The 13466-nt window shown below is 68.5% G+C and carries 15 protein-coding genes; 6 read left to right on the forward strand and 9 right to left on the reverse strand.

What is annotated here, in order from left to right; all coding sequences use genetic code 11:
- Window positions 1-18: 18 nt before the first annotated feature.
- The 4 genes from L942_RS37930 to L942_RS37945 form a co-directional block, all read right to left on the reverse strand.
- Complete coding sequence (locus L942_RS37930) at window positions 19-1377, reverse strand: cryptochrome/photolyase family protein (RefSeq protein ID WP_037369539.1); 1359 nt, start codon at window positions 1375-1377, stop codon at window positions 19-21.
- 63 nt (window positions 1378-1440) lie between these two features.
- Window positions 1441-2757: a citrate synthase gene (locus tag L942_RS37935; protein WP_051166523.1), complete on the reverse strand. Its 1317-nt coding sequence runs from the start codon at window positions 2755-2757 to the stop codon at window positions 1441-1443.
- Window positions 2758-2947: 190 nt separating this feature from the next.
- A complete protein-coding gene (locus tag L942_RS37940) occupies window positions 2948-3889 on the reverse strand; it encodes a carbohydrate kinase family protein (protein ID WP_037369541.1) in 942 nt (313 codons plus the stop codon).
- Window positions 3890-3944: 55 nt separating this feature from the next.
- Window positions 3945-4532: a TetR/AcrR family transcriptional regulator gene (locus L942_RS37945; protein WP_037369544.1), complete on the reverse strand. Its 588-nt coding sequence runs from the start codon at window positions 4530-4532 to the stop codon at window positions 3945-3947.
- Window positions 4533-4635: 103 nt separating this feature from the next.
- Here L942_RS37945 and L942_RS37950 point away from each other — a divergent pair, with 103 nt between their 5' ends.
- Complete coding sequence (locus tag L942_RS37950) at window positions 4636-5781, forward strand: acyl-CoA dehydrogenase family protein (RefSeq protein WP_037369547.1); 1146 nt, start codon at window positions 4636-4638, stop codon at window positions 5779-5781.
- On the opposite strand, the gene L942_RS37955 is transcribed toward L942_RS37950, so the two are convergent.
- Complete coding sequence (locus L942_RS37955) at window positions 5778-6140, reverse strand: winged helix-turn-helix transcriptional regulator (protein WP_037369549.1); 363 nt, start codon at window positions 6138-6140, stop codon at window positions 5778-5780. The two genes, L942_RS37950 and L942_RS37955, sit on opposite strands and share 4 nt — an antisense overlap.
- Before the next feature lie 66 nt (window positions 6141-6206).
- On the opposite strand from L942_RS37955, the gene L942_RS37960 reads away from it, so the two are divergent.
- Both L942_RS37960 and L942_RS37965 read left to right on the forward strand, forming a co-directional pair.
- A complete protein-coding gene (locus L942_RS37960) occupies window positions 6207-7022 on the forward strand; it encodes an NmrA family NAD(P)-binding protein (RefSeq protein WP_037369552.1) in 816 nt (271 codons plus the stop codon).
- A gap of 95 nt (window positions 7023-7117) precedes the next feature.
- Window positions 7118-7726 carry a Uma2 family endonuclease gene (locus tag L942_RS37965; protein ID WP_037369554.1) on the forward strand — a complete coding sequence of 203 codons (609 nt, stop codon included), beginning with the start codon at window positions 7118-7120 and terminating at the stop codon, window positions 7724-7726.
- Window positions 7727-7758: 32 nt separating this feature from the next.
- On the opposite strand, the gene L942_RS37970 is transcribed toward L942_RS37965, so the two are convergent.
- From L942_RS37970 to L942_RS37980, 3 genes are read right to left on the reverse strand one after another with little or no spacing between them, the layout of a single operon-like run.
- Window positions 7759-8979: an amidohydrolase gene (locus L942_RS37970; RefSeq protein ID WP_037369556.1), complete on the reverse strand. Its 1221-nt coding sequence runs from the start codon at window positions 8977-8979 to the stop codon at window positions 7759-7761.
- Window positions 8980-8990: 11 nt separating this feature from the next.
- Entirely contained in the window at window positions 8991-9503 is a 513-nt protein-coding gene (locus L942_RS37975) for a GNAT family N-acetyltransferase (protein ID WP_037369558.1), read from the reverse strand.
- On the reverse strand, window positions 9470-10375 hold the full coding sequence (locus L942_RS37980) for an aldose 1-epimerase family protein (protein WP_037369561.1): 906 nt from the start codon (window positions 10373-10375) through the stop codon (window positions 9470-9472). The genes L942_RS37975 and L942_RS37980 overlap by 34 nt, the downstream gene beginning before the upstream one ends.
- 88 nt (window positions 10376-10463) lie before the next feature.
- Between L942_RS37980 and L942_RS37985 the strand changes: the two genes are divergently transcribed.
- From L942_RS37985 to L942_RS37995, 3 genes are read left to right on the forward strand one after another with little or no spacing between them, the layout of a single operon-like run.
- Window positions 10464-11039: a TetR/AcrR family transcriptional regulator gene (locus L942_RS37985; RefSeq protein ID WP_037369563.1), complete on the forward strand. Its 576-nt coding sequence runs from the start codon at window positions 10464-10466 to the stop codon at window positions 11037-11039.
- Complete coding sequence (locus tag L942_RS37990) at window positions 11039-11854, forward strand: MBL fold metallo-hydrolase (RefSeq protein WP_037369565.1); 816 nt, start codon at window positions 11039-11041, stop codon at window positions 11852-11854. Before L942_RS37985 ends, L942_RS37990 begins: the two co-directional genes overlap by 1 nt.
- Window positions 11851-12699 (forward strand): MBL fold metallo-hydrolase, encoded by an 849-nt coding sequence (locus L942_RS37995; protein ID WP_037369568.1) that lies wholly within the window; start codon window positions 11851-11853, stop codon window positions 12697-12699. The genes L942_RS37990 and L942_RS37995 overlap by 4 nt, the downstream gene beginning before the upstream one ends.
- 31 nt (window positions 12700-12730) lie before the next feature.
- Here L942_RS37995 and L942_RS38000 read toward each other — a convergent pair whose 3' ends face one another.
- Window positions 12731-13456, reverse strand: coding sequence for an SDR family oxidoreductase (locus L942_RS38000; protein WP_037369571.1), 726 nt, complete (start codon window positions 13454-13456; stop codon window positions 12731-12733).
- Window positions 13457-13466: the final 10 nt, after the last annotated feature.

Consider the following 13466-nt stretch of genomic DNA (forward strand, 5'->3'; position numbering starts at 1 on the left):
GCCAGCGCATACACCACGCTAAGAGCCGGTGATCGCCCCATACCGCTGCAAGGCGACCTGCCGCTCCTCCGCGTGGTCCACGATCGGAGCCGGATATTCCTCCGGACGCTCCTTCAGCACATGCACCGCTTTCCCTGCCACTCCCCGCAATTCCGGCACATACCGGCGCACGTAATCGCCCTGGGGGTCGAATTTCTGGCCCTGCGTGGTCGGGTTGAAGATCCGGAAGTACGGCGCGGCGTCCGTGCCGGAGCCGGCGACCCATTGCCAGTTGAGCTGATTCGAAGCCAGATCGCCGTCGACGAGATGCTCCATGAAGTGCCGCGCGCCCCACCACCACGGCAAATGCAGGTCCTTCACGAGGAAACTCGCCACGATCATCCGGACGCGGTTGTGCATCCAGCCCTCGGCCCGCAACTGCCGCATCCCAGCGTCGACGATCGGGTAGCCAGTCCGTCCCTCGCGCCAGAGTTTGAACATCTCCTGCGCGGTTTTCCCGGTGTCGTAGCGCATTCCGTCAAAGCGCTGGTCGTAGTGCCGCCGCGCGGTTTCCGGCCGGTGCCATAGGACGTCGGCGTGAAACTCCCGCCAGCACAGTTCGGAACGCAACGCCTGCGCGCCCTCGGAGCGCTTCCCGGCCAGGTCGGCCAGCATTGTCCGCGGATGGATCGCACCCCAGCGCAGATAGGGCGAAAGCCGGGTGGTGCCAGCGTGATCGGGACGATCGCGTTCGGTCGCGTAATCAGCCAAGCCGTCGGACAGAAACTCCTGCCATGTCGCCAGCGCGGCTTCCTCCCCCGCTGGCGGCAGCTCGCACTCCACCTGCGGCGCGTCCGGCAATTCCTCCGAAGCAGAGGGCTTCACCCAGTCCACAATAGACACATTGGTGTCCGCCGGACGCGGCCAGCCGTGCTGCGCCCATGCGCGGTAAAAGGGAGTAAAAACCCGGTACGGAGTCCCGTCCGGCTTGGTGACCCGCCCCGGCGTCACGGCATACGGGGAACCCGTCGGCACCCATTGAATTCGATGTTCCGCCAAGGCTTTGGCTACCGCTTCGTCCCGCTCGCGCCCATAGGGTGCGGTATCCGCGGAGACGTGCACCGCCGCCGCCCGGATCTCGCGGGCCGCGGCGACGACCTCCCGCACCGGATCGCCGTGGCGCACCTGCAATCGGCCGGACAACGCGCTGTCCAGTTCCCGGAGGGAATTCAGCAGAAACGCGACCCGCGGCGAACCGGCCGGCTTGAGCAACCGGTCGTCCAGCACGTAGAGCGCCAGCAGGTGCTTGCTGTGCTTGGCCGCCTCGAAGAGGGCGGCATGGTCCCGCAATCGCAGATCCCGGCGGAACCACAGCACGACCGGCGCTTCCATCGTCATGCCGCACAACGATAAACGCCCCGCCGCGCGAAAGCACGGCGGGGCGTTTCCCGAAACGGAGGCTCAGCGCTCCGACATCGGGGTGTAGTCGCGAGAGGCGTGGCCGGTGTAGATCTGCCGCGGACGGCCGATCTTCGTCTGCGGGTCGTTGATCATCTCGCGCCAGTGCGCGATCCAGCCGGGCAGCCGGCCGAGCGCGAACAGCACGGTGAAGAACTTCGTCGGGAACCCGAGCGCGCGGTAGATCAGACCGGTGTAGAAGTCCACGTTCGGGTACAGCTTGCGCTCGACGAAGTAGTCGTCGGAAAGGGCCGTTTCCTCGAGCTTCTTGGCGATGTCGAGCAGCTGGTCGCCGCCCTTGAGCTTGCCGAGGATCTCGTCCGCGGTGTTCTTGATGATCTTCGCGCGCGGGTCGTAGTTCTTGTAGACCCGGTGCCCGAAGCCCATGAGCTTGACACCTTTTTCTTTGTTCTTCACGCGGTTGACGAACGTCGCGACATCGCCGCCGTCGTCGCGGATGCCCTCGAGCATCTCCAGCACCGCCGCGTTCGCGCCGCCGTGCAGCGGGCCGAACAGCGCGTTGATGCCCGCCGAGATGCTGGCGAACAGGTTCGCCTCGGACGAGCCGACGAGCCGCACCGTGGAGGTGGAGCAGTTCTGCTCGTGGTCGGCGTGCAGGATGAACAGCAGGTCGAGCGCCTTCGCGATGTCCGGGTCGACCTCGTACGGCTCGGCCGGGAAGCCGAACGTCATCCGCAGGAAGTTCTCGACCAGGCCCAGCGAGTTGTCCGGGTACAGCAGCGGCTGGCCGACGGACTTCTTGTACGCGTACGCCGCGAGCGTCGGCACCTTCGCCAGCAGGCGGATGGTGGAGAGCTCGACGTTGGGCTCGTCGAACGGGTTCAGCGAGTCCTGGTAGAAGGTCGACAGCGCGGAGACGGCGCTGGACAGCACTGGCATCGGGTGCGCGTCGCGCGGGAAGCCGGAGAAGAAGGCCTTGAGGTCCTCGTGCAGCAGGGTGTGCCGCTGGATGCGCTCGGTGAAGTCGGCCAGCTGGGCCTCGGTCGGCAGCTCGCCGTAGATGAGCAGGTAGGACACCTCGATGAAGGTGGACTTCTCCGCCAGCTGCTCGATCGGGTAGCCGCGGTAGCGCAGGATGCCCGCATCACCGTCGATGTAGGTGATGGCCGACGACGCGGCGCCGGTGTTGACGAACCCGGGGTCGTAGGTGATGTACCCCGTCTGCGCCAGCAGCTTTCCCAGCTCGATTCCCGGCGCGCCCTCGACCGGGTTGACGACCTTGAACTCGTGCTCGCCACTCGGCAGGCGCAGCGTCGCGGTTTCGCCGCCGGACTGCCCCGCATTCGTCGCGTCGGACATGCAGGTCCCTCTCACGTTGGGCACGGGGCGGCGGCGCCTGCAGGTTCCGCAGTAGCCACGTGTTCACGCGAGGAAACACGCGCCTCGCTGCACACCGCCCCGCTGGGTATGAATTCACCACTACGCTAGTCGAAGGGTGGGTCACTCCGCACTCGCTGCGTTGCCCCAAAAGGCCCCATTGGGACCAGGTTCACACGGTCGCCGCCATCTCCGCGGCGGTCGGCGGCTCCGCTCCGCTGCGGGAGACCGTGATCGACGCCGCTTTCGCCGCATAAGCAAGCGCTTCGTTCCACGCGGCGGCGTCGAGTGCGCCCAGGTCGCGCACGGTGCGCTCGTGCAGCCAGGCCAGCAACGCGCCGTGCACGGTGTCGCCGGCGCCGATCGTGTCCGCGACCGCGACCGTGCGGGAGGGGACGTGGGCCAGCTCACCAGCCGAAGTGATCACAGACAAGCCGTCCGCGCCCCGGGTGAGCACGACGGCGTCCACACCGGACTCCACCCACGATTTCGCGGCGGCCACCGGGTCGGCCCCCTCGGCGAGCCACGCGGCGTCGTCGTCGGAGATTTTCAGCAGCCGCACGTCCGGCAGCCATGAGGCGAAGCGCGCGCGATAGGCCGCCGGGTCGGTGATGAGCGCCTCCCGGATGTTCGGGTCGAGCGCGGTCAGGATCCCCCGCGCGGATTCGCGGCGCAGAATGCGCTCGTACGCGCTCGCGCCCGGTTCCAGCACCATGCCGAGCGTTCCGAGCGACAGCGCGGTGGTTTCTTCCGGCAGCGCACCAGGATCGGAGACCAGCCGATCGGCGGTTCCCTCGACGTAGAACGTGTAGTGCGCGGCGCCGCGTTCGTCGAGCGCCACGACGGCGAGCGTCGTCGGCTCGTCGCCGCGCTGCAGCAACGAAGTGTCGACGTGCGAAGCGGAAAGGCGATCCACCAACGCGACGCCGAACCGGTCAGTGGAAACCCGGGACAGGAACGAAGCGGGAACGCCGAGCCGGGCCGCGGCGAGCGCGACGTTGTACGGACCGCCGCCGAGCCGGGGCAGCAGCGCGCGCAACCCACCGTCCACAGTGGAATCCAACGGTTCACCCGGAACGAGGTCGACCAGCGCCTCTCCACCCACCACGATCACAAGCGGCGAGTGTAGAGGAACGGGCGATGACAATTCCTGTCCCAATGCGGACAAATCAGTTCTTGTCGAGTCCGCCGAGCAGAAGTTCGCCGAGCGCGGTGAAGGCTTCCGCGTCGGACACGTCGGTGCGGCGGCCGAGCACGCCGGTCTGAATGCCCTCGATGATCAGTCCGGTCATTTCCGCGACGAGCCGCGCGTGCACGTCGCGGAACACCCCGTCGGCGACGCCCTTGTCGATGAACGCGCGGATCCGGCGCGCGGCGGCGCGGCTGTTGAGCTGATAGGTGTCGCGGGCGGGCGCGAAGGCGGCGATGTCGGCCATGAACTCCGGCGACGCCCGGTTCAGGTGCTCGGAGACGCCGGAGAGGTACTCGCCGATCAGCTCGCGGGCGTCGTCGATGCCCGCGATCCGCTTCTCCAGGCGTTCGGCGGCGTCGCGGAAGAAGTGCGCGACCACCTTGACCGCAAGCTGCTCCTTGCTCGGCGCGAGCGCGTACAGCGTCGACTTCGAGCAGCGGAGGCGGGCGGCCAGATCGTCGAGCGTGAAGCCGGCGAAGCCCTCCGCCAGGAACAACGCCTCGAGTTCGCGCAGCAGCGCCTGCTGCCGCGCGGTGGGCCGGCGACGGGCTTCAGGGGTGGACATCACGTCACTATCTCCTACCGATCAGGGACAGCCCCGCTCCGCATACGGTACTCTCAGCCATCCGCCAGTACTGTTTTCAGTACCGCCGCCTGGGAGGGAAGCCATGCCGGTCGACCGTCTGCTGCCGACGCCGGAGTCCGAAGACCTGCTCGCACTCGTCACGGAAATCGCCCGTGACGAGCTGAAACCGCGCGCTTCGGCGGACGAGGAGGCCGAGAAATTCCCGCGCGACCTGTTCACCCTGATGGGCAAGTCCGGCCTGCTGGGACTGCCGTACCCAGAGCGATGGGGCGGAGCGGAGCAGCCGTACGAGGTCTACCTGCAGGCGCTGGAGGAGATCGCGGCTGCGTGGATGAGCGTCGGTGTGGGACTGTCGGTGCACACGATGTCGTGCTACGCGCTCGCGCACTACGGCACGGAAGAACAGCAGGACCGCTGGCTGCCGGACATGCTGGGCGGCTCGCTGCTCGGCGCGTACGCCCTGTCGGAAACGCACGCCGGCTCGGACGCGGCCGCGCTGTCCACCCGCGCGCGGCTCTCCGGGGATGAGTACGTCGTCAACGGCACGAAAGCGTGGATCACCCACGCCGGGGTCGCGGACTTCTACACGACCATGGTCCGCACGAGCGACGACGGCGGGCGCGGCATCTCGTGCCTGCTTGTCGACTCGTCGACTCCGGGCCTGTCGGCGGCCCCGCGCGAACGGAAAATGGGCCTGACCGGGTCCCCGACGGCGCAGATGCTGTTCGAGGACGCCCGGGTCCCGGCCGACCGCCTCATCGGCGGCGAGGGGACGGGCCTCAAGATCGCCCTGTCGTCGCTCAGCTCGGGACGGCTCGGGATCGCCGCGTGCGCGGTGGGCCTGGCACAGGCGGCCCTGGACGAGGCCGTGGAGTACGCGAAGGGCCGCACCCAGTTCGGCCGCCCGATCGCGGACTTCCAGGGCCTGGAGTTCCTGCTGGCGGACATGGCGGCGACGGTCGAATCGGCCCGCGCGACGTACCTGGACGCGGCTCGCCGCCGCGACCACGGGCTGGACTTCCAGCGCCAGTCGTCGATCGCGAAGCTGGTGGCGACTGACGGCGCGATGAAGGTGACCACCGACGCGGTCCAGGTGCTCGGCGGCGCCGGCTACACGCGGGACTTCCCGGTGGAGCGGTACATGCGCGAGGCGAAGGTGCCGCAGATCTTCGAGGGGACGAACCAGATTCAGCGGATGGTGATCGCGCGTTCGCTGAAGAACGCCTAGTCCCGCCGGTTGTCGTAAGCCGCGCGGGCCGCGTGGACGCGGTCCGCGTTGGCTTTCGACCAGTCGGCGATCGCGCCGGTCAGCGCGCCGACGTCCCGGCCGAGGCCGGTGAGCGCGTACTCCACGCGCGGCGGGATCGTCGGGTAGATCGTGCGGGTGACCAGGCCGTCGCGTTCGAGGTTCCGCAGCACCTGGGTGAGGGATTTCTGCGTGACCCCCTCGACGCCGCGGCGCAGCTCGGTGAACCGCAGCGGCCGTTCGTGCTGCCGGAGCAGGCCCAGGACGTAGAGCGTCCACTTGTTCGCCAGCACGTCCATCACGGTGCGCGACGGGCACGCTTGCGCATACTTGGTATCCATTGGGTACCTATGGTTCGTTGAGGCGCCTTCTTCACAAACGATACCGGTGGCGAGCAGTCTGTTCGCATGATCTTGGTGACCGGTGCTACCGGCAAAATCGGCAGTGCGGCAGTTCGGCTGCTCGGCAAGGTCCGGACTCTCGTGCGCACCCCGGCTAGCGGCGCCGACGAGGTGGTGGGCGATTTCTCCCGGCCGGACACGCTCGACGCGGCTCTGCGCGGGATCGACACGCTTCTGCTGATCGGGCCCGCGGTGGCGGCGCAGACCGCGGTTCTCGATCGCGCGGCCGCGCACGGGGTGCGGCACGTCGTGCGGATCACCAACCACAAGGCTCACGCGGATTCGCCGGTCGCCCGGCGACGGGAGCACGCGCGGATCGATGCGCACCTCAAGGCGTCCGGGATGGCGTACACGCTGCTCGCGCCGAACTTCTTCATGCAGAACCTGCTCGCCCTCGCCCCGGAGATCGCCGCGACTGGCGGCTTCTCCGGATCCGCCGGCGACGGCCGGATCGGAATGATCGACGCCCACGACGTCGCGGCGGCGGCCGCGGTGATCGCCGCGGCCCCGCAGCCGCATGGCGGGCGGACATATTTGCTGACCGGGCCGGAACTGGTCACCTTCGCCGATGTCGCACGGGAGTGGGCTTCGGCGACGGGCCGCCCGGTGGGGTACCGGCGGATCTCGGTCGAGGAACACCGCGCGGCGATGGAGTCGAACGGAGTGCCGGAAGCGGGATCGAACGCACAGGTCTTCGGCCTGCTGGCGGAGGGGGACGGGGCTTGGCTGAGTGACGACTTCGGTGCGATCACCGGGCGGGAGCCGCGCGGGTTGCGGGCATTCCTGGCGGACTGTGTTGGCGGAAAACAAAGCCGCGCATGATCAACCCAGCGACGAAACATGGCTCTTCGTGTCGATATGGTTACTGACAGTCTCGCGACCGGCGTGAGACAATGCCGGTGACGTGAGGAGACGCTGTGACAGCACTTCCCGAGCCGACGCGTGGTGAATTCCCCTGGGAGATTCCGGATCACCTGCTGTCGATCGAGGAATACGCGGCCCTCGGTGAAACCGACTCCGGCTTCACTGAGCTTGTGGAGGGCCGTTTGATGATGTCGCCCAGTCCGAGACCCGATCACGGCCTCGCGATGCTAGAGCTCGCCCACCAAATCCGGCCCTTCGTGCCGGAAGGTTTCAAAACGGTGGCGGAGGCCGATATCGATCTTGAGCTCGCCCCCGCCGGAGGACCAGGCTTCTCCCGGCGCCCCGGCCTGTTGATCGTCAGCAAAGCAGAACTCGCCCGCCGTCGCCGCGAAGGCGGGATACTCCGCGCGAGCGGGATACTCCTCGTCGTCGAAATCGTGTCGCCCGGTTCGAAACGCACCGACTACACCACCAAGCACGACGAGTACGCCGACGCCGGAATCCCGTTCTACTGGATCCTCGACCTCGACGAACCGGTCTCCCTCGTGGCTTGCCACCAGGCCGGGGAACTCGGCTACCAGGACGCCCCCGCCGCCACCGGGATATTCCGCACCGCTGAGCCATTCCCCGCGGAAATCGACCTCACCGCGCTGCTCGATTGAGGCGACCAGACCAGGCCGCCTCAATCTGAGCGTCAGCGAGCTTCCCGGTACCGCCGATCCGCCGAAACGCCCTCGCCGGTCGTCTCGTCGAAGTGGTAGACCTCCTGGCCTCGCACGAACACCCGCATCGCGCGGTTCATCACGTCCAGCGGGTCGCCCGACCACAGCACGACGTCCGCGTCCAGGCCCGGCGTCAGGGTGCCGATCCGGTCGTCCAGGCCGAGCATTTGCGCCGGGTGCAGCGTCAGCGCCTTGAGCGCGGTCTCCGGGTCGAGGCCGTCCTTCACCGCCAGCGCGGCTTGGTACACCAGGAAGTTGATCGGCACGACCGGGTGGTCCGTGGTGATCGCGATCTTCACCCCGGCCCGCGCCAGAATGCCCGCCGAGCGCAGGGTGCGGTTGCGCAGTTCCACCTTGGACTTGGTGGTGAACAGCGGGCCGAGGATCACCGGGACGCCGCGTTCGGCCAGCAGGTCCGCGATCAGGTGGCCTTCGGTGCCGTGGTTGATCACCAGTTTGTAGCCGAATTCGTCGGCGAGCCGGATCGCGGTCACCATGTCGTCGGCGCGGTGCACGTGCTGGTCCCAGTACAGCTCGCCGTCCAGGACCTTCGCCAGCGTTTCGTTGGTCAGATCCGTTTCGAACGGTTTGCCCTCGGACCGCGTGTGCTCGCGCTTCTCCTGGTAGTTGCGCGCCTTCGTGAACGCTTCGCGCAGGATCGCGGCCACGCCGAGCCGCGTCGAGGGCGTGACCTTCTTTTCGCCGTAGACCCGCTTCGGGTTCTCGCCCAGCGCGCTCTTCACGCTCACCTGCTCGGCGAACGTCATGTCCAGAATGGACCGGCCCCACGTCTTCACGCCGATGGTCTGCCCGCCGATCGGGTTGCCCGACCCCGGCTTGATCACCACGCTCGTGACGCCGCCGGCCAGCGCGTCGTCGAAGCCCGGTTCGTACGGGTCGATCCCGTCGATCGCACGGAAGCGCGCGCCGTTCGGGTCGGTCATTTCGTTGGTGTCGTTGCCCGCCCAGCCTTCGCCGTCCTCGTGGACGCCCAGGTGCGCGTGCGCGTCGATGAATCCGGGCAGGACCCAGCTGCCGGACGCGTCCACCAGTTCCGCGTCCTCCGGGACCTCGACGTCGGCCTCAGTCCCGACCTGGGAGATCCGGCCGTCTTCGATGAGCACAGTGCCGCCCTCGATCGGAGCGGCGCCGACGGGGACCACATAGCCCCCGACAATCGCCTTGTAAGCCATAGTTTGACACGCTAACGAACTCGCCCGGGGTCGCGCATCCGGGGTTTTTCCAGGTGCACCAACTGATAGTCGGCTTCCGGCGAGCGATGCGTTTCGCGGTAACCGAGCTTTCCGTACAAATAGCGCGGTCCGGCCGAACGCTCTCCGGTGAACAGCCGGAAGACCGTCACCTCCGCCGGGGCCGCCTCCTCCGCGGCCGTCAGCAGCGCGGTACCGAGTCCCTCGCCCTGGCGATCCGGTGCCACGACGAGCCGGCCGATCTCGCCGACCGGACCGTCCGCTCGCATCCGCACGCTCGCCACGAGCCGGCCGCCGTCGCGGAAGCCCCAGACCGCGGTCGACGGGTCGGCGAGGGCCGCGCGCACGTCGTCGAGGGTGTCCAGCAACGGCGGCAGGTCGAAGTTCTGGTGTGCCCGCGCCTCGGTGATGTACGCGGCCTGCTGCAAGGTCAGCAGCTCGCCCGCATCGGCGGCGGTGAGCAGCTCGAGCTTCACCGGACCCGGATTCCCCAGCTGCCCGTCCACGACGTGGCCGGTTCCAGCTCGATCAGGTCGGTGCGCGTGTTGAGCGCGTCCGCCGGGCACGTCATCGGCTCGATCGCGACCGCGCGGCCGCGGCCGGCCAGGTCGTCCGGCGTGAACACCTGCACCCAGCGGAAGTCCGGGCCGGTCCAGACCACCAGCTGGCGGTCGCCGTGGGACAGCACGTGCTGGTGGGTGCCGTCGGCCGCCAGCTCCAGCCCGCCGAACGCGGTGTCCAGGTCGACGCCCTCGAGCAGCTTGCCCTGCCGGAAGTCGTACTCGGTGCCCTCGACGTCCTGCTCGTCCGCGTACGGCATCTGCTGATCGCCCTCGTACGGCCGGACGCGCGTGGCGGGCAGCGTGAGAGTCAGCTCGTCGGTGGGCGCGTCGCCGATCCGGAAGTACGGATGGGTTCCGACGCCGACGCCGATCGGCTTCTCCCCCTCGTTGCGGATCTCGTGTGTGACGACCAGCTCGCGCGGCTGCAGGTCGTAGGTGATCGTCGCGCGCAGCGGGACCGGCCAGCCGGGCTGGACCTCGACGTCGACGGCCAGCGTGATCGACGTTTCGGCGTGCTCCAGCAGCTCCCATTCCAGGTGCCGGGTCAGGCCGTGGATGGCGTTGCCGCGCGCTTCCTCGGTGATCTCCAGCTGCTGCTCTTCGCCCTCGAACTCCCACTTGCCGCCCTTGGTCCGGTTCGGCCACGGCAGCAGCACCTGGCCGAGCCCCTTGGGCGGCTTCTCGTCCTCGGCGAACGTCTCGACGTACGGCACTCCGCTGATCTCGAACGCGCGCAGTCCCGCACCGATCTCGGTGATGACGGCGCGCGCGTTGCCGCGGGTGATCTCGAACTGCTCTCCGGTGGGGTTCGCCATGGCGCTGAGGTTACCGATCGTCCGCGCCGCGCGGGCAGACCGCGAAACTAACTAGACCGGTCGTCATAGTTTGAGTTACGGTGGGTGCATGGTCAACCGCACCGACACGCGCCGCCGGATGCTCGAATCGGCGGCGGAGCTGTTTCGCACCCAGGGCTACCACGCCACCGGGATGACGCAGCTCGTGTCCGAAAGCCGGGCCCCGAAGGGTTCGCTGTACTTCCATTTCCCCGGCGGCAAGGAACAGCTCGCCGCCGAGGCGGTACAGCTTTCCGGCGAGCGGCTGGCCGGGATTTTCCGCGAGATCACCGCCAGCGCACCGAATCCGGCCACCGCCGTCGATCTCATCGTCACCGCGCTGGCCACCGCACTGTCCGAATCGGACTACCGCTGCGGCTGTCCGATCGCGACTGTCGCGTTGGAAGCCGCGGACAGCGAGCCCATCCGCGAAGCCTGCGATCAGGGTTACGAAGGCTGGCTGCGCGACATTTCCGCTTACTTCACCAAGTGCGGCCTCGCCGAGGATCGCGCCGCTTCTCTGGCGACCGTCGCGCTGTCCGCGATCGAAGGCGCGCTGCTGCTCGCGCGCACTCGTCGGGACACCGCGCCGCTGCGAGCCGTCGCCGCCCATCTGCACACCACTGTTGAACGGGAGTTCGCCTGATGCGGGTACACCACTTCAACTGCGGCACCATGCGTCCGATCGGCGGCAAGCTGGTCGACGGAAAACCCGGACTGCTGCGCCGTGCCACCCTGGTCTGCCACTGCATGCTGGTCGAAACCGGCACCGGACTGACCCTGATCGAGACCGGAATGGGTTCGCCCACCGTCACCGATGCCGCGCGCTGGCTCGGTCCGCGCTTCCTGCGGACGTCGAACCCGATGCGGGACGAACGCGAAACCGCGCTGAGCCGGATCCGGGCACTGGGCTTCGACCCGGCCGACGTGCGCGACATCGTCCTCACCCACCTCGACCTCGACCACGCGGGCGGGCTCGTCGACTTCCCGCAAGCCCGCGTGCACGTCTACGGCAAGGAACTCGACGCGTACCGCGCCGGGAATCCGCGGTACCGCGACGTCCAGTTCCGGCACGGTCCACAGTGGAAGTCCTATTCGGACGCTGGGGACAGCTGGTTCGGCCTCGAAGCCGTCCGCGAGCTGGATGGAATCGAGGGCGTCGCTCTCGTGCCGCTGGCCGGGCACACCGTCGGACACGCCGGGGTGGCCGTCGACACCGGGTCCGGCTGGGTGCTCAACGCGGGCGACGCGTATTTCTTCCACCAGGAGATCGACGCCGAGCCCTATTGCCCGCCCGGATTGGCTATGTTCGAACGGCGGGTCCAGACGCTGCCCGGGCCGCGGCGCGAGAACCAGCGCCGGTTGCGCGAGCTGCGCCGGGACCACGCCGACGAGGTGACCGTGTTCGCCTCGCACGACCTGACCGATTTCGTCCGGCTCAGCGAGAGGAGCACGGTATGAAGGTGCACCACCTGAACTGCGGCACGATGCGCCCGCTCGGCGGCAAGGCGCTCGACGGCCGCCCCGGGACGCTGCGGCGCAGCACGATCGTGGCGCACTGCCTGCTCGTGGAGACGGCCGATTCGCTCGTGCTGGTCGACACCGGATTCGGCACCCGCGGGGTCACCGAATCACGGCGCTGGCTCGGCGGTCCGTTCATGGCGATGGTCGGCGCGAAACCGGCCATGGAAGAAACGGCCGTGGCACAGATCCGGGCGCTGGGCCACGATCCGGCCGACGTGCGGCACATCGTGATGACCCACCTCGACGTCGACCACGCCGGTGGCCTCGCCGATTTCCCCGACGCCACCGTGCACGTCCGCGCCGCCGAGCGGCGCGCCGCGGACCATCCGAAGAGCTTCCCGGAGAAAACGCGGTACCGTGCCGAACAATTCGCGCACAGTCCACTGTGGAGCACCTACGACGAGGCCGGGGAGAAGTGGTTCGGTTTCGACGCGGTGCGGCCCTTGCGCGGTCTGCCGCCGGAAATCCTGCTCGTCCCGCTGCCCGGACACACGCACGGCCACTCCGGCGTCGCGGTCGACACCGGCGACGGCTGGCTGCTGCACGCCGGGGACGCGTACTTCTTCCACGGCGAAGTCGCCCCGGTGCGCCCGCATTGCCCGCCCGGAATGCGCGCGTTCGAGGTGCTGAACCAAATGGACGGTGCCACCCGTCGCGCCAACCTCGCCCGGCTGCGGGCTCTCGCCCGCGAACACCAGGACGAGGTCACCGTATTCAGCGCGCACAGCCCGGTCGAATTCCAGGCGTTGCGCCGGAATGCCTCGCAGCCCTCCCTGAATTGAGCATCGGCAGGGCGCGCAGCCGGAAAATAGTTCAGCTTCCGGTAAGCACGTAACCTCCGTCCACAGTGATCACCGCACCGGTGACGAACCGGTTTTCCATCAAGTACACATTCGTCGCCGCCACTTGATCCGCCTCGCCGACCGATTTGGTCAGGGTGCGGTTGGCGAACGCGGCGACCATCGCGTCCAGTTGAGGCTGCGGCAGGCCGTCCCACATCGGGGTGTGGACCGGCCCCGGGCGGACCGTGTTGACCCGCACCGGGGCCAAGTCGACGGCCAGGCCGCGCGCCAGCCCCTCGACCGCGCCGACGGAACCGGCCGCGAGCGCGGCGCCGGGCATCGGGCGGAGGCCCAGGATCCCGGACGTCAGCACGATCGAACCGCCGGGCCGGATGCGCGGCGCGGCGTGCTTCGCCGCACTGACGGCACCCCAGAAACGGACGTAAAACCCGCTCTGCGCGTCGCCGAGAGACAGTTCGGTCCACGGCCGCTGATCCGGCATATCGCCTGCGGTGTAGACGAGGTGGTCCAGCGCGCCGACGTGCTCGAACAGGGCCGAGACGTTCGCCTCGTCGCGTACGTCGGTGACGAATCCGTCGCAGCTGTCCGGCAATTCGGCGAGCGCCGCGTCCAGGCGGTCCTTGCCGCTCGACGCGATCGTGACGGACGCGCCCGCCGCCGCGGCGGCCTTGGCGGTCGCCAATCCCATCCCCGAACTGCCGCCGATGACGACGACCCGCTGGTCAAGCAAAGACATGAGCTGCCCT

This window comes from Amycolatopsis orientalis DSM 43388, assembly GCF_000411975.1.
In the GTDB taxonomy this organism is placed as follows: domain Bacteria; phylum Actinomycetota; class Actinomycetes; order Mycobacteriales; family Pseudonocardiaceae; genus Amycolatopsis; species Amycolatopsis orientalis_D.